This is a genomic window from Microcella alkaliphila, from assembly GCF_002355395.1.
In the GTDB taxonomy this organism is placed as follows: Bacteria; Actinomycetota; Actinomycetes; order Actinomycetales; family Microbacteriaceae; genus Microcella; species Microcella alkaliphila_A.
Genome location: NZ_AP017315.1, coordinates 1,697,278 through 1,720,536, shown reverse-complemented (window position 1 = coordinate 1,720,536; position 23,259 = coordinate 1,697,278). Strand labels below are relative to the sequence as shown.

Annotated in this window: 18 protein-coding genes; 11 read left to right on the top strand and 7 right to left on the bottom strand. The window is 71.0% G+C overall.

The window, feature by feature from the left end:
• Positions 1-9 precede the first annotated feature (9 nt).
• Complete coding sequence (locus CPY97_RS08475) at positions 10-2,673, top strand: DEAD/DEAH box helicase (RefSeq protein WP_096423520.1); 2,664 nt, start codon at positions 10-12, stop codon at positions 2,671-2,673.
• 7 nt (positions 2,674-2,680) lie between these two features.
• Here the strand turns inward: CPY97_RS08475 and CPY97_RS08470 are convergent, their stop codons facing one another.
• From CPY97_RS08470 to CPY97_RS08455, 4 genes are all read right to left on the bottom strand, one after another.
• Positions 2,681-2,992, bottom strand: coding sequence for a tryptophan synthase subunit alpha (locus CPY97_RS08470; protein WP_096421873.1), 312 nt, complete (start codon positions 2,990-2,992; stop codon positions 2,681-2,683).
• Positions 2,993-3,105: 113 nt separating this feature from the next.
• A complete protein-coding gene (locus tag CPY97_RS08465) occupies positions 3,106-3,978 on the bottom strand; it encodes a DUF2510 domain-containing protein (protein ID WP_096421871.1) in 873 nt (290 codons plus the stop codon).
• A 314-nt stretch (positions 3,979-4,292) separates the two neighbouring features.
• Entirely contained in the window at positions 4,293-6,002 is a 1,710-nt protein-coding gene (locus CPY97_RS13730) for a DUF2510 domain-containing protein (protein ID WP_269457818.1), read from the bottom strand.
• 141 nt (positions 6,003-6,143) lie between these two features.
• On the bottom strand, positions 6,144-6,986 hold the full coding sequence (locus CPY97_RS08455; protein WP_096421869.1) for an aminotransferase class IV: 843 nt from the start codon (positions 6,984-6,986) through the stop codon (positions 6,144-6,146).
• A 12-nt stretch (positions 6,987-6,998) separates the two neighbouring features.
• Between CPY97_RS08455 and pabB the strand changes: the two genes are divergently transcribed.
• The 5 genes from pabB to holA all read left to right on the top strand — a co-directional run bounded on the left by pabB (position 6,999) and on the right by holA (position 15,351).
• Positions 6,999-8,399, top strand: coding sequence for an aminodeoxychorismate synthase component I (gene pabB / locus CPY97_RS08450; protein WP_096421867.1), 1,401 nt, complete (start codon positions 6,999-7,001; stop codon positions 8,397-8,399).
• A 48-nt stretch (positions 8,400-8,447) separates the two neighbouring features.
• Positions 8,448-11,045, top strand: a complete 2,598-nt coding sequence (gene leuS / locus CPY97_RS08445) for a leucine--tRNA ligase (protein ID WP_331716229.1) — start codon at positions 8,448-8,450, stop codon at positions 11,043-11,045.
• Positions 11,046-11,159: 114 nt separating this feature from the next.
• On the top strand, positions 11,160-11,966 hold the full coding sequence (locus tag CPY97_RS08440; RefSeq protein WP_231923887.1) for a ComEA family DNA-binding protein: 807 nt from the start codon (positions 11,160-11,162) through the stop codon (positions 11,964-11,966).
• Positions 11,966-14,287 carry a ComEC/Rec2 family competence protein gene (locus CPY97_RS08435; protein ID WP_096421863.1) on the top strand — a complete coding sequence of 774 codons (2,322 nt, stop codon included), beginning with the start codon at positions 11,966-11,968 and terminating at the stop codon, positions 14,285-14,287. The genes CPY97_RS08440 and CPY97_RS08435 overlap by 1 nt, the downstream gene beginning before the upstream one ends.
• A gap of 20 nt (positions 14,288-14,307) precedes the next feature.
• Positions 14,308-15,351 (top strand): DNA polymerase III subunit delta, encoded by a 1,044-nt coding sequence (holA, locus tag CPY97_RS08430; protein WP_096421861.1) that lies wholly within the window; start codon positions 14,308-14,310, stop codon positions 15,349-15,351.
• A gap of 485 nt (positions 15,352-15,836) precedes the next feature.
• Here holA and rpsT read toward each other — a convergent pair whose 3' ends face one another.
• Positions 15,837-16,097, bottom strand: coding sequence for a 30S ribosomal protein S20 (gene rpsT, locus CPY97_RS08425; protein WP_096421859.1), 261 nt, complete (start codon positions 16,095-16,097; stop codon positions 15,837-15,839).
• Positions 16,098-16,333: 236 nt separating this feature from the next.
• Between rpsT and lepA the strand changes: the two genes are divergently transcribed.
• Genes lepA through CPY97_RS08405 form a run of 4 tightly spaced genes read left to right on the top strand, consistent with a single transcriptional unit; the run spans position 16,334 to position 20,281 of the window.
• The gene (gene lepA, locus CPY97_RS08420; RefSeq protein ID WP_096423516.1) at positions 16,334-18,202 is read left to right on the top strand and encodes a translation elongation factor 4; all 1,869 of its coding nucleotides are present in this window, start codon (positions 16,334-16,336) and stop codon (positions 18,200-18,202) included.
• Between the two features lie 5 nt (positions 18,203-18,207).
• On the top strand, positions 18,208-18,879 hold the full coding sequence (locus tag CPY97_RS08415; RefSeq protein WP_096421857.1) for a DUF1990 family protein: 672 nt from the start codon (positions 18,208-18,210) through the stop codon (positions 18,877-18,879).
• A complete protein-coding gene (locus CPY97_RS08410; protein WP_096421855.1) occupies positions 18,876-19,319 on the top strand; it encodes a hypothetical protein in 444 nt (147 codons plus the stop codon). Before CPY97_RS08415 ends, CPY97_RS08410 begins: the two co-directional genes overlap by 4 nt.
• On the top strand, positions 19,316-20,281 hold the full coding sequence (locus CPY97_RS08405; RefSeq protein WP_096421853.1) for a bifunctional riboflavin kinase/FAD synthetase: 966 nt from the start codon (positions 19,316-19,318) through the stop codon (positions 20,279-20,281). The genes CPY97_RS08410 and CPY97_RS08405 overlap by 4 nt, the downstream gene beginning before the upstream one ends.
• On the opposite strand, the gene CPY97_RS08400 is transcribed toward CPY97_RS08405, so the two are convergent.
• A complete protein-coding gene (locus CPY97_RS08400; protein ID WP_096421851.1) occupies positions 20,269-20,955 on the bottom strand; it encodes a hypothetical protein in 687 nt (228 codons plus the stop codon). The two genes, CPY97_RS08405 and CPY97_RS08400, sit on opposite strands and share 13 nt — an antisense overlap.
• 46 nt (positions 20,956-21,001) lie before the next feature.
• Here CPY97_RS08400 and CPY97_RS08395 point away from each other — a divergent pair, with 46 nt between their 5' ends.
• Positions 21,002-22,234: an MFS transporter gene (locus CPY97_RS08395; RefSeq protein ID WP_161494103.1), complete on the top strand. Its 1,233-nt coding sequence runs from the start codon at positions 21,002-21,004 to the stop codon at positions 22,232-22,234.
• Here CPY97_RS08395 and CPY97_RS08390 read toward each other — a convergent pair.
• On the bottom strand, positions 22,231-23,169 hold the full coding sequence (locus CPY97_RS08390; protein WP_096421847.1) for an ROK family protein: 939 nt from the start codon (positions 23,167-23,169) through the stop codon (positions 22,231-22,233). The genes CPY97_RS08395 and CPY97_RS08390 overlap by 4 nt on opposite strands.
• Positions 23,170-23,259: the final 90 nt, after the last annotated feature.

The window sequence follows — 23,259 nt, the reverse complement described above, 5'->3', positions numbered from 1 at the left end:
ACCCCCCTCATGAGCGCAATGCCCGCCCCGTTCGAGGCGGGTGCGGCGTTCGACGCGATCGCCGCCTGGGCGGAGAGCACGGGGCGGCCGCTGTATGAGGCGCAGGAGGAGGCGATCTTCGAGCTCGTCGCCGGAGCCCACGTGGTGCTCGCCACCCCGACCGGTAGCGGCAAGAGCCTCGTCGCCGTCGCCGCCCACGCGATCGCGCTCGCGCAGGGGCGTCGCAGCTATTACACGGCACCCATCAAGGCGCTCGTGAGCGAGAAGTTCTTCCAGCTGGTCGACACTTTCGGCGCCGAGAACGTCGGCATGGTGACCGGAGACAGCGCCGTCAACGGTGACGCGCCGATTATCTGCTGCACGGCCGAGATCCTTGCCAACCAGGCGCTGCGCTCGGGTGACGCGCTCGATGTGGGTCACGTCGTCATGGACGAGTTCCACTACTACGCCGATCCCGAGCGCGGGTGGGCGTGGCAGGTGCCGCTGCTCGAACTGACCGGCACGCGCTTCCTGCTGATGAGTGCGACGCTCGGCGACGTGAGCGCGATCGCGAGCGACCTCGAGAGGCGCACCGGGCATCCCGTCAGCGAGGTCACGCACACCGAGCGGCCGATCCCGCTGTCGTACGAGTACGTGCGCACGCCTGTGCACGAAACGGTGCAAAGACTGCTCGAGGAGCGGCGGGCCCCCGTCTACGTCGTGCACTTTAGCCAGGCCGCCGCGATGGAGCGCGCGCAGGCGCTGTCGAGCATCAAGGTGATCACGCGCGAGCAGCGCGACGAGATCGCCCGCGAGCTCGGCGAATTTCGCTTCACGACCGGCTTCGGGCAGACCCTCAGCCGGCTCGTGCGCTCCGGCATCGGCGTGCACCACGCGGGCATGCTGCCCAAGTACCGACGCCTCGTCGAGGTGCTCGCCCAGAAGGGTCTGCTGAAGGTCATCTGCGGCACCGACACCCTCGGCGTCGGCATCAACGTGCCGATTCGCACAGTGCTGCTGACGGCGCTCAGCAAATACGACGGCGAGAAAACCCGCCACCTCACCGCGCGCGAGTTTCACCAGGTCGCGGGGCGGGCGGGCCGCGCCGGCTTCGACGATGAAGGTTTCGTCGTCGTGCAGGCCCCTGAGCACGACGTCGAAAACGCGCAGGCCGAGGCGAAGGCGCAGAAGGCCGGGACGAGCGGCAAAAAGGTGAAGAAGGCGCCCAAGAAGTCGGCACCCGCCGGCACCGTCGTGTGGACAGAGAAGACGTTCGAGCGGCTCGTTGCCGCACCGCCCGAGCCGCTCGAGAGCCGCATGCAGGTGTCAGCGGCGATGCTCATCAACCTGATTGCCCGCGGGGGAGACGTCGTCGCCCACGCCCGCGCGCTGCTCACCGAGAACCACGAGCCGCCCCACCGTCAGCGAGAGCTCGTGCGCCGCGCGCTCGGCATCGCCAAGACCCTCGTCACGGCCGGCGTCGTCGAGATCGTGCGCCCACCCGAGTCTCGTGTTGACAACTCAGGACTAACGGCCGATGACGGCGCTGACGAGCCCCAGACGGTGGGGTCATCTCGCAGTAGTCCTGAGTTGTTGACACCCGAGGTGCGGCTGACCGTCGACCTGCAGCCGAACTTCGCCCTCAACCAGCCCCTCAGCCCGTTCGCCCTGTCGGTGATCGGGATGCTCGACCCGGCCGACACCGTCGGCTTCCGTCGCGACGACACCGGCGCCGCGAACGGCCTGCTCGGCACGGGGCACTACGCCCTCGATGTCGTGAGCGTCGTTGAGGCGACGCTCGACAACCCGCGCGCCGTGCTCTCGCAGCAGCAGTTCCGTGCCCGCGGCGAGGCTGTCGCCCAGATGAAGGCCGACGGTATCGAGTACGACGAGCGGATGGAGCGGCTCGAGGCCGTCACGCACCCGCAGCCGCTCGCCGAGCTCCTCGAGGAGGCGTTCGAGGGTTTCGCGGCCGCCCAGCCGTGGATTCGCGACGTCGAGCTGAAGCCGAAGAGCGTCGTGCGCGACATGTTCGAACGCGCGATGACGTTCGGCGAGTACGTCAGCTTCTACCAACTGCAGCGCAGCGAGGGCGGACTGCTGCGGTATCTGAGCGACGCCGACCGCGCGCTGCGTCAGACCGTACCGCCGGAGGCGATGACCGACGAGCTGACCGACATCGTCGAGTGGCTGCGCGAGCTCGTGCGCCAGGTCGACTCGAGCCTGCAAGACGAGTGGGAGGCGCTGACGCAGGCGGCCGACGCGGGAACGCCCGCCGCGCCGAGCGACACGCCGGTGACGCCGCCGCCCCCGCCCGACGTCACCACCAACCGTCGGGCCTTCACCGTGCTCGTGCGCAATGAGGTGTTCCGCCGCGTGCAGCTGGCCGCGCGCGAGGCGGACGACGAGCTTGTCGCACTCGACCCCGACGCCGACTGGCCCGCCGGTCTCGACGCCTACTTCGCCGAGCACGACGACATTGGCATCGACGCCGCCGCGCGGGCGACGGCGCTCGTGCACATCGATGAGAAGCCCGAGGATGCTCGCCCCGGCGAACGCGTCTGGCGCGTTCGTCAGGTGCTCGCCGACCCGGCCGGCCACCACGACTGGGGGATCGACGCGGTCGTCGACCTCGACGCGAGCGCCGAGGAGGGCGTCGCCGTGCTGCGAGTGACCGGGCTCACCCGGCTGTGAGAGTGCCCTACCCCGCCGTGCGCTCGAGGCGCCCGATCATGCTCCACACCGTCGGCGTGAGGTCGGGGTAGCTGAGGGCGATCTGGCGCAGCATGCGGTAGTTCATGGCGGGGGTGGGGCGGCGGCCACCGTCAGCGGCGATGCGGTCGGCCCTGAGCATCCAGACCACGAGTTCATCGACGGTGGGAATCTCCGACATGAAGTCCCACGGGTCTTCGCCGCCGCGCGCCCGCTCGTGCACGACCGTCGCCAGCTCGTCGGCGGCTTCGGCACGAAGCACTTCGAGGCTGGCCCTGCGTGGATGGTCGTCGGACGTCACCCGTCGAGCCTACGCGCGCGAGAGTGCGGGTATACCGTCGGTGGACCGAGGGCCCTCGGCCCACCGACGGTGTGCGGTCGCGCGGCTAAAGGGGGGACAGCCGCGCGACCGGTCTACAGGCCGGCCGCCGCGAGGACGCGGTCGAACCACGCCGGGTCGAGTACGGTAGCAACGGCCACCACCACGCCCTGCAACAGACCCCACAGGATCAGTGCGGGCCACGGGCTGGCGCCGGTCGTCCGGTGCAGTTGCACTCCGCGCGAGCCGAGGTACACAGCCGGCATGATGACCGCCACGATCCACGGCGTGGACGTCAGGTGGCCGGCGGCGGCGAGCTGGCGGGCATCCTGGCTGGCGAGCGCGCCGTAGAGAACGAAGGGCAGCACCATGGCAAGCCAGATGGACTGCTGCGGGGCGGCTCCGGAGGCGGACAGCTCGAGCACCCAGTGCATGATCAGCACCTGCGTGATCGGCATGACCGCGATGAGCCACTGCGAGACCGTGTGAACCTTCGGACGCTCGACACGGTGAGTGTGCGGGCGCCGGGTGGGCGTTTCCTTCCACAGCTCGTCGAGGTCGAGGCGAGTGGGCGTGAGACCGGCGGCCGACGCGGTGGCCGCACGGGCGGCAGGAGCCTCGGCGGCGGCGCGGGTGGCGACCGGCGTGCCAGCGGCGGGCGTGACGGGCGAGACAGGCGTGCCCGGGTGCAGCGACATCGTCTCGGCCACGCGGGCCGCCTCGCGGCGCGCCTCCTGCGTGTAGCTGGCGCTCAAGCGCATCGCTTCGACCGTGGCGGGCGAGATGTCGGGGCTCGTCGGAGCGCTCCAGGCGGTCTCAACCGAGCGCGGAGTGTCTCCGATGAGCGCGGTGTGGTGCGTCCAGCCGTGGCCGTCCCACCAGCGGCGGTGCGTCGGCTGGCCCGACGCATCGGCGCTGAGCGGGTCGGCGTACCAACCTGCCGGCACCCGAACTGCCGTCGTTGTCATTGCAATTCCCCCAGATCCCGGTCCCCCGACCGGGTTCGTGATCACCCGTAGCCCCCCGGCTACCGGTGTGCGTCGCGCGTGTTCGGGTCTGCGCGACCGGCATTCGCGTCACTCTCGTACCGGGTATTCGGCGCCGAGTGCGGCGTGGATGCCGTCGATGTTCAGTTGTGGTGTGGTGCGTACATCCAGTGTCTCCGGCGGTGTCTCATCTCGCGAGTTTCGGGCGTGCGTGCCCTTCGCTTTCCGAACGCCGGGGGGGTACCCGGATGTCACGCTGTTCAGTTGTGCTGTGGTGTGAGGTTTCGCGCCGTGGCTCAGCGCGAGAATCCGAAGACGCCCCAGTCGTCGACCTGCCACGCGATCCAACCGTTGGCACGCTGGAGGCTGACGGTGACGATGAAGGCCTCACCGGACGGGTTGACGGCCGGGCAGCGTAGCTGCTGGCCGATGAACAGGGGCGGCGTGGCGGGGCACGTCGCAGTGAGGTTCGCGCCGATCGAGCGGCTCGTCGACGAGATCGTCTGGTTCGCCTGCTCGGCGAAGACGCCGGGGAACGACGCGATCACGAGACCCGGAACAGCCAAAATGGATGCTCCCATCAGGCCGGTGAGGAGCAGCCAGACCGCGACGGGGCCGAATCCGACGCCGGAGACGCGGCTCAGGCGCACAGCCCGCACGATGAGGTACACGATCGGACCGGCGAGGGCCCACCAGCCGCTGGCCGGGCGGTCGAGCCCGAGGCGACCAAGGCGGCGGGCGTCGAGAAGCGCGAGCACGACGACGATCGGCAGCGGCCCCAGCCAGATGCCCGCCATCATGGCGAGGCTCGGGCCGGTCGCGAACGCCGACACGACGAGCAGGCTGAACAGCAGCTGCAGCATCGGAAGCAGGGCGATCGCCCACGCCTCGACGGTGTGGAGACCTGCGACCCCGGCGGGCGCGCCCGCCGCGAGTGCTCCGCGACGGCCGGCGGACACCGGCGCATCGCCCGCGGCCTGCGCATAGCCCGGAGCGCCCGGTGCGCTCCCGAAGCCTGGTGCCGACGCCGAACCGTAGCCCGGAACGCTGCCGTAGCCGGGGGCCGAGCCGAATCCGGGGGCCGACCCGTAGCCGGGGGCCGAGCCGTAGCCCGGGGCCGAGCCGTAGCCCGGTGCGTACGGGTGCGGCGTGCTGCCCGCGAGGTTCTGGGCGGCGGCACTTCCGGGAACCGAGGCCGAGGGCATCCCCGTGACGGAGGCCGCTGAGGCGACGCTCGCCTGGCTGCTGGCCGAATTCACGCTGGAGCGCGCCGAGCGGGGCTCAGCGGTCATCTCGTCCCGGTTGACGGGAACCCACGGTGAGGCCGCCGGCGACGTCGTGCCGGCTCCGGTCGCGGCCGTGGCCGAGCTCACGCTCGGGTCGGTGAACGCGGCGGCGGCGAAGGCGTCCGCGGCGTTCGATGCGGGGCGCGATGCCTGCGGGGGAGCGTTGTCCGCTCCCGGCGTGCCGATCGACTCGGTCGGCCGGACGGTGGCTGCCGCGGCGCGGGCCTCTGCCTCGCGACGCTCTGCCTGCACACGCTCTGCCTCGAGACGGGCGGCTTCGACACGCTCCTGTTCTCGGCGGGCCTCTTCGAGACGGTCCTGTTCGGCGCGCGCTTCGGCGATCTTGCGGGCGCGCTCGGCTTCCTCACGGGCGGCGGCTGCCGCGGCCGCAGCAGCGGCGGCCGCGTCGGCGTCGGTCACCTTTGCGTCGGCGACGGGAGGGGCGAGCTGACGCAACACCTGTGCGGTGGGCTGCTGCGCAGGCTGGCTGTCGTTGACGCCGCCGTCGACGGGCGTGCTGTCGGCCGACTCGGCGCTGCGCCGGTCGCGGCGGCGCGGAAGGTCATCGTCGGCGTACGCGGTCTCGGTGGGCACCATCGGCTGGCGCGCGTCTGAGACGTGCTCCGTCCAGGCGTGGTTGTCCCACCAGCGAAGCTGCGGAAGCCCCAAGGGATCGGGATACCACCCTGCAGGTACGCGCCCGTATTCGTCGTCTGCCACGATGTATCGCCCCCGAGTTCGAGTGCCGATCCCCCGACCGGCTGTGTGCAGTCTAAGGTTGCGAGGCTCTGTCGACTAGACGGATAGGTCCCCCCAGTACGAGTGTGCCCCTTTTGGGGGGTACTCGACACATGTCGTTGGTCACAGCGCGGTCGCGGCGTTCGCAAGGGTGTGGCGCAGCCACGCGTCGCGCTCACCGTCACGCACGAGTACGGGCCCGTCCACCCAGCGCTCGACCGCGCGGGCCCCGTGCAGGGCGCTCAGCACCCACAGGCTCGTTCTGGCCAGCTCGGCGACGGTGGGGCGGGCCTCGTCGACCGCGAGCCCGTGCGTGCGGGCGGCGTCCCGCACGAGACGCTCGGTCACACTGGGGATGCGCGGGGCCGGCTGCCCGATGACCGCCAGGCGGCCGTCGCGCGCGATGAGCAGGGAGCTGTACGCGCCCTCGACGAGGCGGCCCCGAGCATCCACGATGACGGCCTCATCCGCGCCGGCGAGCTGTGCCTGCGTGCGCAGCGCGGCGAGCCGCTCCAGGTCGGGGCCTTTGACGAGCGGCACGCGTCGCGGGTCGTGTGTTGCCGTCGCCACGGTGATCGCGGCGAGGCCGTCGCCCGTGACGATCGGAGGGCTCGGGCGCACGAGCAGCCGAAACTCCCCGCGCTCGCGCCTCTCCAGGCGGGGGAACAGGGCGGGATGCTCGGGGTCGGCCGCCACGATCGTGCGCAGGGCCGCCAGCGCATCCTCCCAGAAGGCGGTGGCGCGCTCCAGCTCGCCAGGACCGTTTATCGCCGCGCTCGCGAGGAAACGCTGCCGATGGTGAGCGAGGCCGCGCACTCGTCCGCCGTCCAGCCGAAACGAGTCGGCGACGGCAACCCCGCCCTGCCCCGGGTCGCACCAGTCGACCGTCGTGAAGGCGCGCGTGGTGCCCGCCGCATCGGGGCGCCAGACGAGGGTGCTGCCGATCGCCCCGCCGCCCGCGCCCATACACTTCAGCGTATGGCGAGGGGACCCCGAACGGTGCGCGTGCACCGCATCGACCTCGGCAGGATCGACGACCTCGAAGCACTCGCCGCACGGGTGCACGCCGACCCCCGCCTATTCGCGATCGAGGGGGTGGAGCGCGAGGCGTCGGCGGCCGACCCGCTCGGCGTCGCGTGGCTCGACTCGGGCCGCGATGCGCGCCACGGCCGCAGCGTGCTGGCGGTCGGCTCGCGGGTGGCCCTGGCGCGAGGGGAGACCCTGTCCGGCCTGCGGGCCGCGCTTGCCGCGCAACGCGCGTCGCTCGGCGCCGCGGGTGAGCTTCCGTCGCCGATCGGACTCGTCGGCTGGTTCGGCTACGAGCTGCGCGACGAGACCATGGGCGCAACGGTGCCCGGCGTTGCCGACGCGCACCGAGCATCCTGGATGCGCGTGGATGCGGCGCTCGTGCGCGACCACGCGACTGGGCGCGGTCACGTGCTCGCGCTCGCGACCGATGCTGACGCGGTCGCCTGGGCCGAGCGGGTGCGGGCGCTGATCGACGAGTCGGCTGAGCACTCGCCGGATGAGCCGCTTGCGCAGCCCGCGCGGGACGTCCTGTGGCGCGACACCGACGACCACTACGCCGAGCTCGTGCGCCGCTGCCTCGCCGCCATCCGTGACGGGCAGGCCTACCAGCTGTGTCTGACGAGCGCGGCGCGCGTCGCCGACCCCGACGAGCCGATCACCGTCTATCGGCGCCTGCGCCGCTCGAGCCCCGCGCACCACGGCGCGCTCATCACGATCGGCGGCGTCAGTCTGCTGTCGGCGAGCCCGGAGACCTTCCTCACGGTCGCCGACGGCCAGGTGACGACCAGACCCATCAAGGGCACGCGCCGCCGCGGGGCGGATGCCGCAAGCGACGCACAGTTGGCCCGCGAGCTCGCGGAAGACGACAAGGAGCGCGCCGAAAACCTGATGATCGTCGACCTCATGCGCAACGACCTGCAGCGGGTCTGCGAGGTCGGCACCGTGACCGTGACCGGACTGCACGACGTCGAAACCTACGCACACGTGCACCAGCTGGTGTCGACCGTCACGGGCCGGCTACGGCCCGGGCTCGACGCGCTGGATGCGGTGGGTGCGTGCTTCCCCGCCGGGTCGATGACGGGCGCTCCCAAGCGTCGCGCCGTCGACCTGCTCGCGGAGTGGGAGCGCGCGCCGCGCGGCATCTATTCGGGCGCGTTCGGGATGCTCGGGGCTGACGGGTCCGCCGACCTCGCGATGGTCATCCGCTCGATCGTCATCGCCGACGGTGTCGCGACGGTGGGTGCGGGCGGCGGCATCACGGCGCTCAGCCAGCCGGAGGCGGAAACCGAGGAGATGCACCTGAAGGCGCGCGCCCTCCTCGCCGCGCTCGGTGCCAGAGAAGGCGACTAACCTGGGACGTCGGGTCACTGCGCCCCGACAGCCACCCCACTTTTCGCGATTGAGAGCCCCGTGAGCGACAGCACCGCCGACACCGAGCACGACTACGACCCGCACCGCATCGAGGCCGCCTGGGCTCCGGTGTGGGACGAGGTGAAGCCGTTCTCGACGCTCGACAGCGAGCTCGACGAGAGCGAGCGGGCGAGGCCGCGCAAGTACATCCTCGACATGTTCCCCTACCCCTCGGGCGACCTGCACATGGGTCACGCCGAGGTCTACGCGCTCGGTGACGTCGTTGCCCGCTACTGGCGCCAGCGCGGCTTCACCGTCTTGCACCCCATCGGCTGGGACTCGTTCGGCCTGCCCGCCGAGAACGCCGCCATCAAGCGCGGCGCCGACCCCCGCGAGTGGACGTACGAGAACATCGCCCAGCAGAAGGCGTCGATGAAGCGCTACGCGGCGAGCTTCGACTGGGATCGCGTGCTGCACACCTCCGACCCCGAGTACTACCGCTGGAACCAGTGGCTGTTCTTGAAGATGTACGAGAAGGGGCTCGCCTACCGCAAAGACAGCTGGGTCAACTGGGACCCGGTCGACCAGACCGTGCTCGCGAACGAGCAGGTGCTGCCCGACGGCACCTCGGAGCGCTCGGGCGCCGTGGTCGTCAAGAAGAAGCTGACGCAGTGGTACCTGAAGATCACCGACTACGCCGACCGGCTGCTCGACGACCTGAACCAGCTCGAGGGTTCCTGGCCCTCGAAGGTGCTGACGATGCAGCGCAACTGGATCGGCCGCTCGACCGGTGCCGACGTCGACTTCGTCATCGAGGGTCGCGAGGCGCCCGTGACCGTCTTCACGACGCGCCCCGACACGCTGTTCGGCGCGACCTTCATGGTTGTCGCGCCCGACAGCGACCTCGCCGCCGAGCTCGCATCGGGTTCGACGCCCGAGGTGCGGATGCGCTTCCAGGCCTACCTCGACGAGGTGCAGAAGAAGAGCGAGATTGACCGACAGGACGCGTCGCGCGAGAAGACCGGCGTCTTTCTCGACCGTTACGCCATCAACCCCGTCAACGGCGAGCGGCTGCCCATCTGGGCGGCCGACTACGTGCTGGCCGACTACGGCCACGGTGCGGTCATGGCCGTGCCCGCGCACGACCAGCGCGACCTCGACTTCGCCCGCGCGTTTGACCTGCCGATCCGCATGGTGGTCGACACGCTCGCGCCTGTAACCGGCGCGATCCCCGTCATCACCCCCGAGATGCTCGAGGAGGAGCCGCCGACGATCGACCCCGCCGTCACCGGCGAGGCTCTCACGGGCGACGGGCGGATGATCAACTCCGGTCCGCTGGACGGCCTCAGCAAGAACAACGCCATCAAGCGCGTCATCGAGCTGCTGGAAGAGCGCGGCACCGGTCGCGCGGCGAAGACGTACCGGTTGCGCGACTGGCTGATCAGCCGCCAGCGTTACTGGGGCACGCCCATCCCGATCATGTATGACGAGGACGGGCGCGAGATTCCCGTGCCGGAAGACCAGTTGCCCGTGCGGCTGCCTGACGCGGCCGGCATGGACATGAAGCCGAAGGGCACCTCGCCGCTCGGCGGCGTTCCGTCGTGGGTCGAGACGACGACCCCCGAGGGGAAGCCCGCGCGTCGCGACACCGACACGATGGACACCTTCGTCGACTCGTCGTGGTACTTCCTGCGCTTCTTGTCGCCGGGCGACGACTCGCAGGCGTTCGACCCTCGCGAGGCCGAGAAGTGGGCGCCCGTCGACCAGTACGTCGGCGGCGTCGAACACGCCATCCTGCACCTGCTGTATGCGCGGTTCATCACCAAGGTCTTGTTCGACCTCGGCTACGTCAGCTTCACCGAGCCGTTCAGTGCGCTGCTCAACCAGGGCATGGTGATTCTCGACGGCGCGAAGATGTCGAAGTCGAAGGGCAACCTCGTCTACTTCACCGAGGAGCTCGACCAGTACGGCGTCGACGCGGTGCGCCTCACCATGGCGTTCGCCGGGCCGCCGGAAGACGACATCGACTGGCGCGACGTGTCGGTGACGGGCTCGCAGAAGTTCCTGGCGCGCGCGTGGCGTCTGTCGGGGGAGGTGTCGTCGCCGGTCGACGTCGACTTCGCCGACGGTGATGTGGCCCTGCGTCGGGTCACCCACCGGTTCCTGTCCGAGGTTCCCGCGCTCGTTGAGTCGTTCAAGTTCAACGTCGCCGTCGCGCGCACAATGGAGCTTGTCAACGCCATCCGCAAGGCCGTCGACTCGGGGCCGGGCGCCGGCGACCCGGCCGTGCGTGAGGCCGTCGAGGCGGTCGCCATCGCCCTCTCGCTGTTCGCGCCGTACACCGCCGAAGACATGTGGCACCGGCTCGGACGCGGCGACGCGTCGGCCGGGAGATCGGGTCTCGTCGCCTTCGCCGGTTGGCGCAAGGCCGACCCGACGCTGCTCGTCGACGAGCAGGTCACGGCGGTCGTGCAGGTCGACGGCAAGGTGCGCGACCGGCTCGAGGTGAGCCCGCGCGTCGGCAACGATGAACTCGAGGCGCTGGCGCTGGCGTCCGATGCCGTGCAGCGCGCGATCGGCGGGCGCGAGATCGCCCAGACCATCGTGCGCGCGCCGAAGATCGTGAGCATCGCCACGAAGAAGTAGCGGGCGCGCCCGGTGGGTGCCGCGTGCGTCCCCCACAGGGGCGCCTCGGGATGCTCGTCCCCGATCGAGCGGGCGTGGGCCGCTGGAGGGGTGGTCGCCTCGTAGCCTCGCCGCGTGCATCCGCCCGATTCGATCGCTCCGTCGACCCGCGGTGAGCGCGGAGCGGCCGGGGTGGCCGGTCTGTCGAGCACGGCAGTCGAGCCGCCGCGCCGCTCGGCGCGCGTGCGCGCGGCGGTCAGCGGCACCGTCGTGCTCGTGCTCATCGGGTTCGGAGCCGCTGTTGTTGCGTCGATCGTGACCCCGGGTGGCGAGCGCGTCCCCGTGGGGCAGAGCGCGGCGGCCGGGTCGCCCTCCGGGCACGGTGATCGCGACGAGACGGGCGATCGAGGTGAAGGGCCCGGCGACGACGGAGGGAGCGAGGGCGCGGCCGGGAATGGTGCAGGCCTAGCGGGTGCACCGGCTGCACGGGCCGTATTCGTTCACATCACCGGCGCGGTCGAGTCCCCGGGCGTTGTCGAGCTGTCCGAGGGGGCCCGCGTCATCGATGTCGTCGCCCGCGCCGGTGGCGCGACCGACGACGCTGACCTGGCCGCGGTGAACCTCGCCCGCGAGATCGTCGACGGCGAGCAGATCCACATCCCCCGAGTCGGAGAGCACCCGCCCGATTCGCCGGCGGCCGGCCCCGGGTCGTCGGCGTCCGGCGGTGGGGCGGGCGGCGCGGCCGCGGGCGGCGTTGTCAACATCAACACGGCCGCCTCTGCCGAGCTGGAGGCCCTGCCGGGCGTGGGCCCGGCGCTGGCTGGGCGCATCATCGCCTGGCGCGAGCAGAACGGGCCCTTCCGCAGCGTCGACGAGCTGCTCGCCGTGTCGGGCATCGGTGAGAAGACCCTGTCGGGCTTCCGCGACCAGGTGGGCATCTAGTGCGAGTCCTCGACGCTCGGCTGGCCATTCCTGCCGGGGTCGCGTGGGTCGGGGCGCTCGTGCTCATCGGGGTGAGCCGAGACGTCGTCGTGCCGGTCGCCTGGAGCGTCGCCACCGCGGCGATCGCTCTGTCGCTCGCAACTTGGTGGCCCCTCCGGCGGACCCGTTCCGCCGTCCCGTCCCTGCTCGCGCTCGCCCTGATCGCCGGGGCAGTGGGGCTCGCGGCACCGGCGCGAACGCCCCCGGCGCTCACCGACGCGCTGGACGGTGCGCCGACTGAGCTCGTCGTGCAGCTGGAATTGACGGCGACACCCGAGACGACGACGGTGCCCGCGCGCATCGTCGGCGTCGTGCAGTCCGAGGGTGCGGTCGCCCGCGTCTCGGTACCAGTGCGGCTGTTGTCGATCGACGTCGATCGCCGCACGCCCCTGGGCACAACGCTCGTCGGAACCGGCCGACTGATCCCCGTGGGAGCGGGCGACGGACGCGTCGCCCTCGTCCGCGTCATCGGCGCGTGGACTCCCACCCGCGACCCGCCGCCACTGCTTGCCGCGGGCGACGCGCTGCGCGAGCGATTCCTCGCCCTGATGGAACAGTTCGGCGGCGACGGCGCCGTTCTTCTGCCCGGCCTCGCCATTGGCGACACGTCGGAGGTGCCCGACGACCTCGACCTCGCCATGAAGCAGAGCGCCCTCAGCCACCTCACGGCGGTCAGCGGAGCCAACTGCGCGATCGTCGTCGGCCTCATCCTCGGGCTCGGAGGCATCCTGCGCTGGCCCCGCTGGGTGCGCATCATCATCGCGCTGGCCGCGCTCGGCTTCTTCGTGGTTCTCGTGACGCCCGAGCCGAGCGTCATTCGTGCGGCGATCATGGCGACCGCCGTGCTGCTCGCCACACAGGTGGGAAGGCCCGTGCACGGGCTGCCCGTGCTCGCGCTCGCTGTGATCGGCATCATCGTGCTCGACCCGTGGATCGCGCGGCAGTACGGCTTCGTGCTGTCGGTGCTCGCCACCGCGGCTCTGCTTGTGCTGGCCGGCCCCATCGCCGACCGGCTGTCGGCAATCATGCCGCCCGCCATGGCTCTCTGGGTTGCGGTGCCGCTCGCGGCCCAGCTCGCGTGCCAACCCGTGCTCATCCTGCTGCAGCCCGAGGTGCCGGTGTGGGGTGTCGTCGCGAACATCCTGGCCGCGCCCGCCGCGCCCGTGGCGACGGTCGTCGGCATGATCGCCTGCGTGCTTGCCCCGAGCATCCCGTGGTTAGCGACGGTGGTCGCGGGCGTAGCCTGGGTGCCGTCCGCGTGGATTGCGGGCGTCGCGCGCGTGAGCGCGGGCATGCCGGGGGCGCTCATTCCGTGGCCCGAGGGCGCGCTCGGCGCGACACTGCTGGCGGTGCTGACCGCGCTGCTGCTCGTGGCATGGCGGGTGCCGGCGGCGCTCGGCTCGCAGCGCTTTCGCCGACGACTCGTTGTGGCAGGGCTGGTCGCTGCGGTCATCACGCTCGGGGTGACGGCGGGGCGCGACGCGCTGACCCGGATCGCCGTTCCTGCCGACTGGGTGATCGCCCAGTGCGATGTGGGGCAGGGCGACGCGGTGCTCGTGCGTGATGGTCCGCTGACGGTGCTGATCGACACCGGCCCGACCGCCGAGGCGCTCGGCGAATGCCTCGACGTGCTGCGGGTCGACAAGGTCGACGTCTTTCTGATCAGCCACTTCGACCTCGACCATGTGGGCGGCGTCGAGGCGATTCTCGGACGGGTCGATTCCGTCTGGACGGGGCCCGTCGGTCGCGACGCCGACCAAGCGGTGCTGGATGCTCTCATCGCGTCGGGTGCGGAGGTCCACAACGTGCGCCAGGGCGACGTTCTGCAGCTCGCCGACGCGCGTTGGCAGGTCTTGTGGCCGCCCGACCATCGGGGCGTGGTGCCCGGAAACGACGCGAGCGTCGTCGTCGACGTGCGGTTCGGTGCCGGGTGTCCGCGGTGTCCCAGCCTCCTGGCCCTGGGGGACCTCGGCGAGTCCGTGCAGCGCACGATGATGGCGACGGCCGACGTCCGGCCCGTCGACGTGGTGAAGGTGAGCCACCACGGGTCGCCCGACCAGTTCGACGAGGTGTACGCGCGCGCCGGCGCTGCGGTGGGTCTCATCGGAGTGGGGGCCGACAACTCGTACGGGCATCCGGCGGCGTCGGTGATCGACACCGTGGTGAGCGCCGGCGGTGCGGTCAGCCGTTCTGACCTCCACGGGCTCGTCCTCGTCGGCGCCGACGGGGACGGTCTGTGGGTGTGGCACGAGCGGCCCGGAGGTGTCGGAGCCGATCAGTAGGCTGGCGGGGGAGGACATCAATGGCACGAGCGAAGGCACCCGCGCGCGGGGGGTCGGGGCGGTCTGCCGGCACGCGCATCCCGCAGCTGGCGTGGCACGAGATTCGCCCCGCGCCGATCGTGCTCATCAGCGGCACCGAGGGGTTCCTCGCCGACCGGGCCCTGCGCATCCTGCGCGACGCGTTGCGCACAGAAGACCCGGCCCTTGAGGTGCACGATGTCGACGCTGCGGCCTACGCGCCGGGCGAGCTGCTGACGCTCGCGAGCCCGTCGCTGTTCGGCGAACCGCGCCTTTTGCGCGTCACGAACGTCGAGAAGATGACCGACGCCTTCCTCGAGGAGGCGCTGGCGTTTCTGGAGGAACCTGCCGACGGTGCGGTCGTCGCGTTGCGTCACGCCGGGGGAGTGCGCGGCAAGAAGTTGCTCGATGCGATCCGCGCGGGCACGGATGGCGGCGTGGAGGTGGTGTGCGCCGAGCTGAAGCGCGAATCCGACCGTGCCGACTTCGCCGCGGCCGAGTTCCGGCACGCGGGCCGCGCGATCGCCCCGGTCGCACTGCGCGCGCTCGTCGCCGCCTTCGCCGACGACCTCGGCGAGTTGGGGGCCGCGTGCCAGCAGCTGATCGCCGACACTGAGGGCGACATTTCTGCCGAGATCGTGCAGCGCTACTACGGCGGGCGGGTCGAAGCGACCGCGTTCGCCGTCGCCGACGCAGCCATCGCCGGGCAGCTCGGGCAGGCGCTCTCGCTGCTGCGGCACGCGCTCGACACCGGCGCCGACCCCGTCCCGATGGTTGCCGCGTTCGCGATGAAGCTGCGCACCATGGCGAAGGTCGGCGGAACCCGCGGCTCGGGCGGCCAGATCGCCTCGCAGTTGGGGCTCGCCCCGTGGCAGGTCGACCGCGCGCGGCGCGACCTCCAGGGGTGGGACGAGGTCGGACTCGGCCGCGCCATCCTGACGGTCGCCGAAACCGACGCCGCCGTGAAGGGCGCAAGCCGCGACCCGGTGTTCGCCCTCGAGCGCCTCGTCACCCTCATCGCCGACCGGGGACACCCCCGCGCCTGACCCCCGCCGCCCGTTCAGCGCCGCTGCGACGCCCGCCCAGCGTCCCGGCGCGCCCAGGCGTCGACAACTCAGGACTAGCGCGCGCGGCACCTGTGCCCGCGCCCGTAGCGCCGGTGTCAACAACTCAGGACTAACGCGCGCGACCCCTGCACCCGCGCCCGCAACCCGCTGTCAACAACTCAGGACTAACGAGTCCCGTGCCCACCCAGGCCGCGGGAGGCACAGTCGCAGAACCCCGCTAGTCCTGAGTTGTTGGCGTTGCCGCGTGGTGCGCTCCTGCGGCGCGCGCAGCGCTAGTCCTGAGTTGTTGACGGCCGGACGTGAAGAACTGCGTTGCGACCGCGGCCGTTAGTCCTGAGTTGTTGACACGCGTGGGTGGGCCGGGCCTGCGCACGGCGCTCCGCAGGCACCAGTAGGCCCCGGACACAGCGAAGCGCCCCGGGGCGCTGAGCCCCGGGGCGCTTCTGCGTGCGTGTGGTGACGACCTAGAGGGCCGCGACCTGCTTCGCGATGGCCGACTTGCGGTTCGCGGCCTGGTTCTGGTGGATGACGCCCTTGCTGACCGCCTTGTCGAGCTTCTTCGACGCGACCTTCAGCGCGGCGGTCGCCGCCTCCTTGTCGCCCGCCGCGATCGCCTTACGCGTGCTACGCACGGCGGTCTTGAGCTCGCTCTTGACGGCCTTGTTGCGCTCCTGGGCCTTCAGGTTGGTCTTGATGCGCTTGATCTGCGACTTGATGTTCGCCATGACTGTCTTTCTTCGTGTGTGTACGGGATGAGCGACCGGTCGTGGGGTGTGCCTGACGGAGAACTGAGCCCGGTCGCGTTCCGTGCCGGAAGAGAGAGGGCTTCCTGGCACGCAAGCCAACAGGAAACATTACCAGTCGGGCGCCGCGGCCGACAATCGTGCGGGATGCACGGAGCGCGTGTCGCACGCGGCCCCGATTCCGCGGGCACCCGCCCGCCGTGGGAGAATGGCCCGACATGTCTCCTCGCGCCCACACCCCGCTCGCGCCCGCCGCGACCGACCCGACGCAGATCCGCAATTTCTGCATCATCGCCCACATCGATCACGGCAAGTCGACCCTGGCCGACCGCATGCTCGGTATCACCGGGGTGGTGGCGGACCGCGATATGCGCGCGCAGTACCTCGACCGGATGGACATCGAGCGCGAGCGCGGCATCACCATCAAGAGCCAGGCCGTGCGCATGCCGTGGGCGGTCCCGGGGCCCGACGGCAAGCCGGTCACCTACGCGCTCAACATGATCGACACGCCCGGTCACGTCGACTTCACCTATGAGGTGAGCCGCTCGCTCGCGGCCTGCGAGGGCGCCATCCTGCTCGTCGACGCGGCGCAGGGCATCGAGGCCCAGACGCTCGCGAACCTGTACTTAGCGCTCGAGAACGACCTCACGATCATCCCGGTACTGAACAAGATCGACCTGCCGGCGGCCGACCCCGACAAGTACGCCCGCGAGCTCGCGCAGCTCATTGGCGGAGACCCCGACGACGTGCTGCGCGTGAGCGGCAAGACGGGCGTGGGCGTCGAAGAGCTGCTCGACCGCGTCGTCGAGCTGATTCCTGCGCCGGTCGGCAACGCCGATGCGCCCCCGCGCGCCATGATCTTCGACTCGGTGTACGACTCGTACCGCGGCGTCGTCACCTACGTTCGCATGGTTGACGGGCGCCTCGACCCGCGTGAGCGCATCCAGATGATGTCGACGAAGGCGACGCACGAGATCCTCGAGATCGGCGTGTCGAGCCCCGAGCCGACCCCGAGCAAGGGCCTCGCCGTGGGCGAGGTCGGCTACCTGATCACGGGCGTGAAGGACGTGCGCCAGTCGAAGGTCGGTGACACGGTCACGACGGCGTCGAAGGGCGCCACCGACCCGCTTCCCGGCTACACCGACCCTCTCCCGATGGTCTTCTCGGGCGTGTATCCGATCGACGGCAGTGACTACCCCGATCTGCGCGACGCGCTCGACAAGCTGAAACTGTCGGATGCTGCGCTCCAGTACGAACCGGAAACGTCCGTCGCGCTCGGCTTCGGTTTCCGCTGCGGGTTCCTCGGGCTCTTGCACCTCGAGATCGTGACCGAGCGCCTGCGCCGCGAGTTCGACCTCGACATCATCACGACCGCCCCGAGCGTGATCTACAATGTCACGACCGAGGACCGCTCGACGGTCGAGGTGACGAACCCGAGCGAGTACCCGACGGGACGCATCGAGAAGGTCATGGAGCCGATCGTCTCGGCGTCGATCCTCGCGCCGAAAGAATACGTCGGCTCGATCATGGAGCTGTGCCAGTCGCGCCGCGGCACCATGCGCTCGATGGACTACCTCGGCGAGGATCGCGTCGAGCTGAAGTACACGCTGCCCCTCGGCGAGATCGTCTTCGACTTCTTCGATCAGCTGAAGAGCAAGACGCAGGGCTACGCGAGCCTCGACTACGAGCCGGCCGGCGAGCAGGAGGCGGACCTGGTGAAGGTCGACATCCTCCTGCAGGGCGAGCAGGTCGACGCCTTCAGCGCGATCGTGCACAAAGACAAGGCGTACGCCTACGGCACGATGATGGCCCAGCGCCTTCGCGAGCTGATCCCGCGTCAGCAGTTCGAGGTGCCCATCCAGGCCGCGATCGGCGCGCGCATCATCGCCCGCGAGAACATCCGGGCCATGCGCAAGGACGTGCTCGCGAAGTGTTACGGCGGTGACATTACCCGTAAGCGCAAGCTGCTCGAGAAGCAGAAGGAGGGCAAGAAGCGCATGAAGATGGTGGGCCGCGTCGAGGTTCCCCAGGAGGCGTTCATCGCTGCGCTGTCGGGCGACGTCGAGTCGAAGAAGGACAAGAAGTAGGCGCCATGCCGGCGACTGCCGACCGCCCGCCGGTCACCTACGCCGTCGTCGGCGCGACGCAAGCGCCCGACCTGATGACGTTCCCGCCGCGCGGGTTCCGTCCGGCCGCCTACACCGCGCGCATTGGCCACGGCGAGAACCGGTGGGCGTACGCGGTCGAAGGCCTTCTCGATGGCGGCGTGTACCGCGGCGCCGGTATGACAGTGCGGTACCGGCCGGCACCTGACCAGATCGCCGCCGACGGGTACACCCCGGTCGGATTTGACGACGACGGCGAGCCGGTCGAGCCGGCCGAGCTGTCGCCGGCCGAGCAGGTGTTCACGGCCGATGGCCGTCCCCTGCTGCGTCCTGCCGACGAGATCACCGTCGGCCTCGACGTGCGCAACGCGCTCTGGTTTCCTCTGCCGACCCGGGTGGTGCTGCTCGAGCAGGCTGAGTCCCGCGTGACGCTGGTGATGGGCACCCTGCCCGGACACGTTCTGCGCGGCGAGGAATCGTTCACCCTGGAGCGAGCATCCGATGGCTCCGTGTGGCTGACCGTGCGCAGCTTCGCGCGCCCGGCGCACTGGTGGCTGTGGCCGGCATGGCCCGGGATGCTCGTGGCGCGCCGCCTGATCGCCGCCCGGTTCTTAAAGGCCCTCGCTGGGCCGATTCCCACCCGCGAGGGGTCACAATGACGAGCGTGTCTGATTCGGCTGCCGCTCCGTCTCGCGTGAACGGCTTTACGCGCGTTCTCGTCGCCGTGTACGGCATTCTCGCGTTGGCCGCGACGGGTCGTTCGTTTTACCAGATCGCGACGAAGTTCGAGGAGGCGCCGCTCGCGTACTCCCTGTCCGCGGTCGCGGCGGTCGTGTACATCCTGGCGACGGTGGCTCTCGTGGCGCCGGGGCGCGTCTGGTTTCGCGTCGCGTGGCTCGCGATCGGTTTTGAGATGGTCGGCGTCGTCGCGGTTGGCGCCGTGAGCATCGCGATTCCGGAACTGTTCCCGGCGGACACGGTGTGGTCGCAGTTCGGTCGGGGCTACGGTTTCGTGCCGCTCGTGCTGCCGATCCTGGGGCTCTGGGCGCTGTCGCGTACCGCTCGCGCCCGCCGCGATCGCGCTGAGGTGAGCGCATGAGCGACCCCCGTGTCGTCACCGGCATCGAGGCTCTGCCTCGAGATGGCCGCCGTTCCGCGGTCACGATCGGCAAATTCGATGGCGTGCACCTCGGCCACCAACGGGTGTTGGAGCGCTTGTGCGACGAGGCGGCCGAGCGCGGGATCGACCGCACGGTCGTCATCACCTTTGACCGCAACCCGCTCGAGGTACTGCGCCCCGAGGCGGCACCGCTGCCGCTCATCAGCATTGCCCAGAAGACCGAGGCTCTCCTTCAGGCGGGCGTCGACCTCGTGGTGGTGATTCCGTTCACTCCCGAGTTCGCGGCGCTCGCCCCCGATCGCTTCGTCGATGACGTGCTCGTGTCGGGCCTCAGTGCCGCCTGCGTGCTCGTCGGCTCCGACGTGCGCTACGGCGCGAACGGCGCCGGCACGCTCGAAACCCTGCGCGCCGCCGGCGAGACCCACGGGTTCGATGTCGCCCTGGTCGACGATGTCTGCGTGTCCGACGGCGAGCGCATCTCGTCCACGGGCATCCGCCGCCTCTTGGAGGTCGGTCACGTCGCCGAAGCCGCCGCCGCGCTGGGACGACTCCCGCGCATCCGTTCGCTCGTCGTGCCCGGGCACCAGCGGGGGCGCACGCTCGGCTACCCGACGGCGAACCTCGCGCACGGCGCGGAGGGGTTCATTCCCGCCGACGGGGTCTACGCCTGTTGGATGCACGTGAACGGTGAGCGCTTCGGCGCGGCCGTCTCGGTCGGCAACAATCCGACGTTCGGCGACGTGCCCGAAAAGACCGTCGAGGCGCACGCCATCGACGTGACCGTCGACCTGTACGGCCAGACCGTCGAGCTGGAGTTCGTGCGGTTCATTCGCGGCATGCGGAAGTTTCCGAGCGCCGACGCTCTCGCGCACCAGATGCGCGTCGACGAGCTCGAGATCCGTGAGGTACTGGGGCTCCCGGCGGAGCCTCAGGCCTCGTAGTCGTCCTCGTCCTCGTCGTCGCGTGGACGCCGGGGTCGCGGCTCCGGCTCGGGAAGTTCGTCGGGGATACCTCCGCGTCCGGCGAGAAACAGCACGATGCCCGCGCTCGTCGCGTACAGCGGACGACCGGCCCCCACCTGCCAGCCGCCGTCGACGGCGCGCATGGCGCGGGCGGTGAGCACGGCGCGCCGCTCGGTCGGAACCCGCAACGCCAGGTCGAGCGCGACGGCGCCCAGGTCGTGCGGGTCGACCGTCAGCGGCACGGTGTGACGGGACGCGATGTCGAGGGCGACGACAACGATCTCGCTGAGGGCCTGCACCGAGGTGGGGCGCTCACTCGAGGTACGCGCCGCCGCCTCGACGCGCAGAATCTCGGGGAGAGCGGCGGTGTCGAGACCGGCGAGCTCGTCGCTGGGTGCGTCGACCACGCCGACGACCGCGAGGAGGCGCTGCCAGCGCGACCAGCGCATCCGGGTGAGGGCGATGCGCAGGGCGCGGTCGACGGTCACGTCGGCGTGTGCGGTGTCGGCCATGAGCAGGTCGGGGCGCGCGGTGAGCACGTCGGCGAGGGCCGTCAGCACGGCCGCCGTTGCCGCCGACCGGTCGCCCGTGACGGCCGACTCGTCGCGGCGCGGGCGGTTGCTCAACGGCAGGTGCCGCGCCCAATCGCTCACGGTTCCACTGTAGGCGTTCGTGGTGGGCGGCCGTAGGCTGAGCGTCGTGCCCGGCGCATCCTCCGCGACAGCAGGCCGCCCGGTCGCTCCGGGCGTGTTCTTCGCCGTCGTCGCGATCCTGCTGCTCGCGGTGAACCTGCGCACCGGCGTTGGCGGGCTGTCGCCGTTGGCATCGACGATCGGTGAAGAGATCCCGCTGTCAGCCGCGAGTCTCGGCGCGCTTGGCATCGCAGCGCCGCTCGGGTTCGCGCTCGCCGGCGTGCTCGCTCCGTCGGCCGCGCACCGGTTCGGGCTCGAGCGCACGCTCGTCGCGGCACTGGTCGCGATGATCGCCGGTCACCTCGTGCGCGCGGCCGCCGCGGACGTCGCCACCCTGCTGACCGGAAGCCTCATCGTTCTGCTGGGTGCCGGCTTCGGGAACATCCTCCTGCCGAGCGCCGTGAAGCGTTACGCACCGAATCGCATCGCCGCGCTCACCGCCGCCTACGGCACCGCGATGTCGATCGGGGCCGCCCTGCCGCCGCTGGTCGCCGTGCCGATCGCGGTGGGCGCCGACTGGCGCGCATCCCTGGCCGTGTGGAGCGTCGTCGCGGTCGCCGCGCTCGTTCCGTGGACCGTGCTCGCCGTGCGCGCCCGTCGCGTCGCGACGCGCGGCGGCGACACTCCGACAGCCCCGGATGCGCGGGGTGCGATCGCGCTTGCCCGCTCGCGCACCGTCTGGGGCATCACCATCGGGTTCGGCCTGTCCAGCGTGTCGGCGTACGCGCTGTTCACGCTGTTGCCGGAGGTCCTGCGAGAAGGCGCCGGCGTGGGGCCGGCCGCCGCCGGTGCGCTCGTCGCGCTGTTCGGCATCCTTGGGCTCCCGCTCGCGTTGACCGTGCCGGGGCTCACGGCGCGGCTGCGCACGCCGACGCCCCTGCTTACCGCCGCGACCGTGCTGTTCGGCGTCGGCTGGGGCGGGCTGTGGCTGGCGCCCGCGCTCGCGCCCGTCGTGTGGGTGGCGGCGATCGGGCTCGGGCAGATTGCGTTCCCGCTGGGGCTGACGCTCATCGGCCTGCGCACCCGCACCGACCGCAGCGCTGCCGCCGTCAGCGGGTTCGTGCAGACGGTCGGCTATCTGGCGGCCGCTGCGGTGCCTCCGGTATTGGGTCTGCTGCGGGACACGTCGGGCTCCTGGTCCGCCTCGATGGCGCTCATGACCGTTCTCACGGTGGCGACGGCGACGGCAATCCCGCTCCTGCGGCGTGCGCGCTACGTGGACGACGAGATCGCGCGCTAACCGACCTGCTCGCGGTGGTGGATGAGCGCGGCAGCGCCGATCAGCGGCCCCTCACCGCTCAGCCCGCTCGCGACGACGCGGGTGCTCGTCACGAAGCCGAAGTCGCTGTGCCCCGCGACGGTGCGGGCGACGATGTCGATGTAGTCGTCGGCGACGTGCGAGAAGCCACCGCCGATCGCGACGACGTCGAGGTCGAGCAGTGCCGATGTCGACGCGATGGCGTGGCCGACGGCGGTCGCTGAGCGCTCGATCGCCGCGCGCGCGATGGGGTCGCCGCCGCGCGCCCTCTCGGCGAGCTGCTCGCCGGAGTCCCCGGCCCAGCCGTTCCGGCGCGCCCAGGCGACGGTGCGCGGGCCCGAGGCGACGGCCTCGAGGCACCCGCGTGCGCCACAGGCGCACTGGTCATCGTGACCGGCGACCTGCACGTGGCCGATGTGTCCGGCGTTGCCCGAGGGTCCGCCGTGGGTGCGCCCGTCGAGCAGCAAACCGCCGCCGACACCGGTCGACACGACCATGCCCATGACGTTGCGCTCGCCCTGGGCCGCACCCACCCAGGTCTCGGCGAGGGTGATGGCGATGCCGTCGATGCGGGTCACGACCGGCACGTCGGGCACGAGAGAGGCGACCAGATCGCCGAGCGGATACCCGCGCCAGGCGGGCAGGTTCAGGGGAGAGACCCGGCCGTCGGAACCGACGAGCGGGCCCGCGGAGCCGATTCCCACGCCGACCACGCGGTCGTGGCGGGTCGCGTCGACGAGCGCGCCCACCGCATCCTGAACGGCCTCGGTGACGCTGCGCGCGAGATCGTCGCTCGTGGCGGCCTGGCCGGTCGGTCGGCGGTGCCGCGATCCGGGCAGAACCGAGCCGGTCGGGTCAACGATGGCGGCTTCGACTTTGGTGCCGCCGAGGTCGACGGCGAGGGCGTAGTCGGTCACCCGTTCAGACTACAGATTGGCGCGTTGCTGCTCATCTGAGCAGACACGCAACAAATGTTGGTGGATGCCCGGGGTGCGCAATAGCGTGGA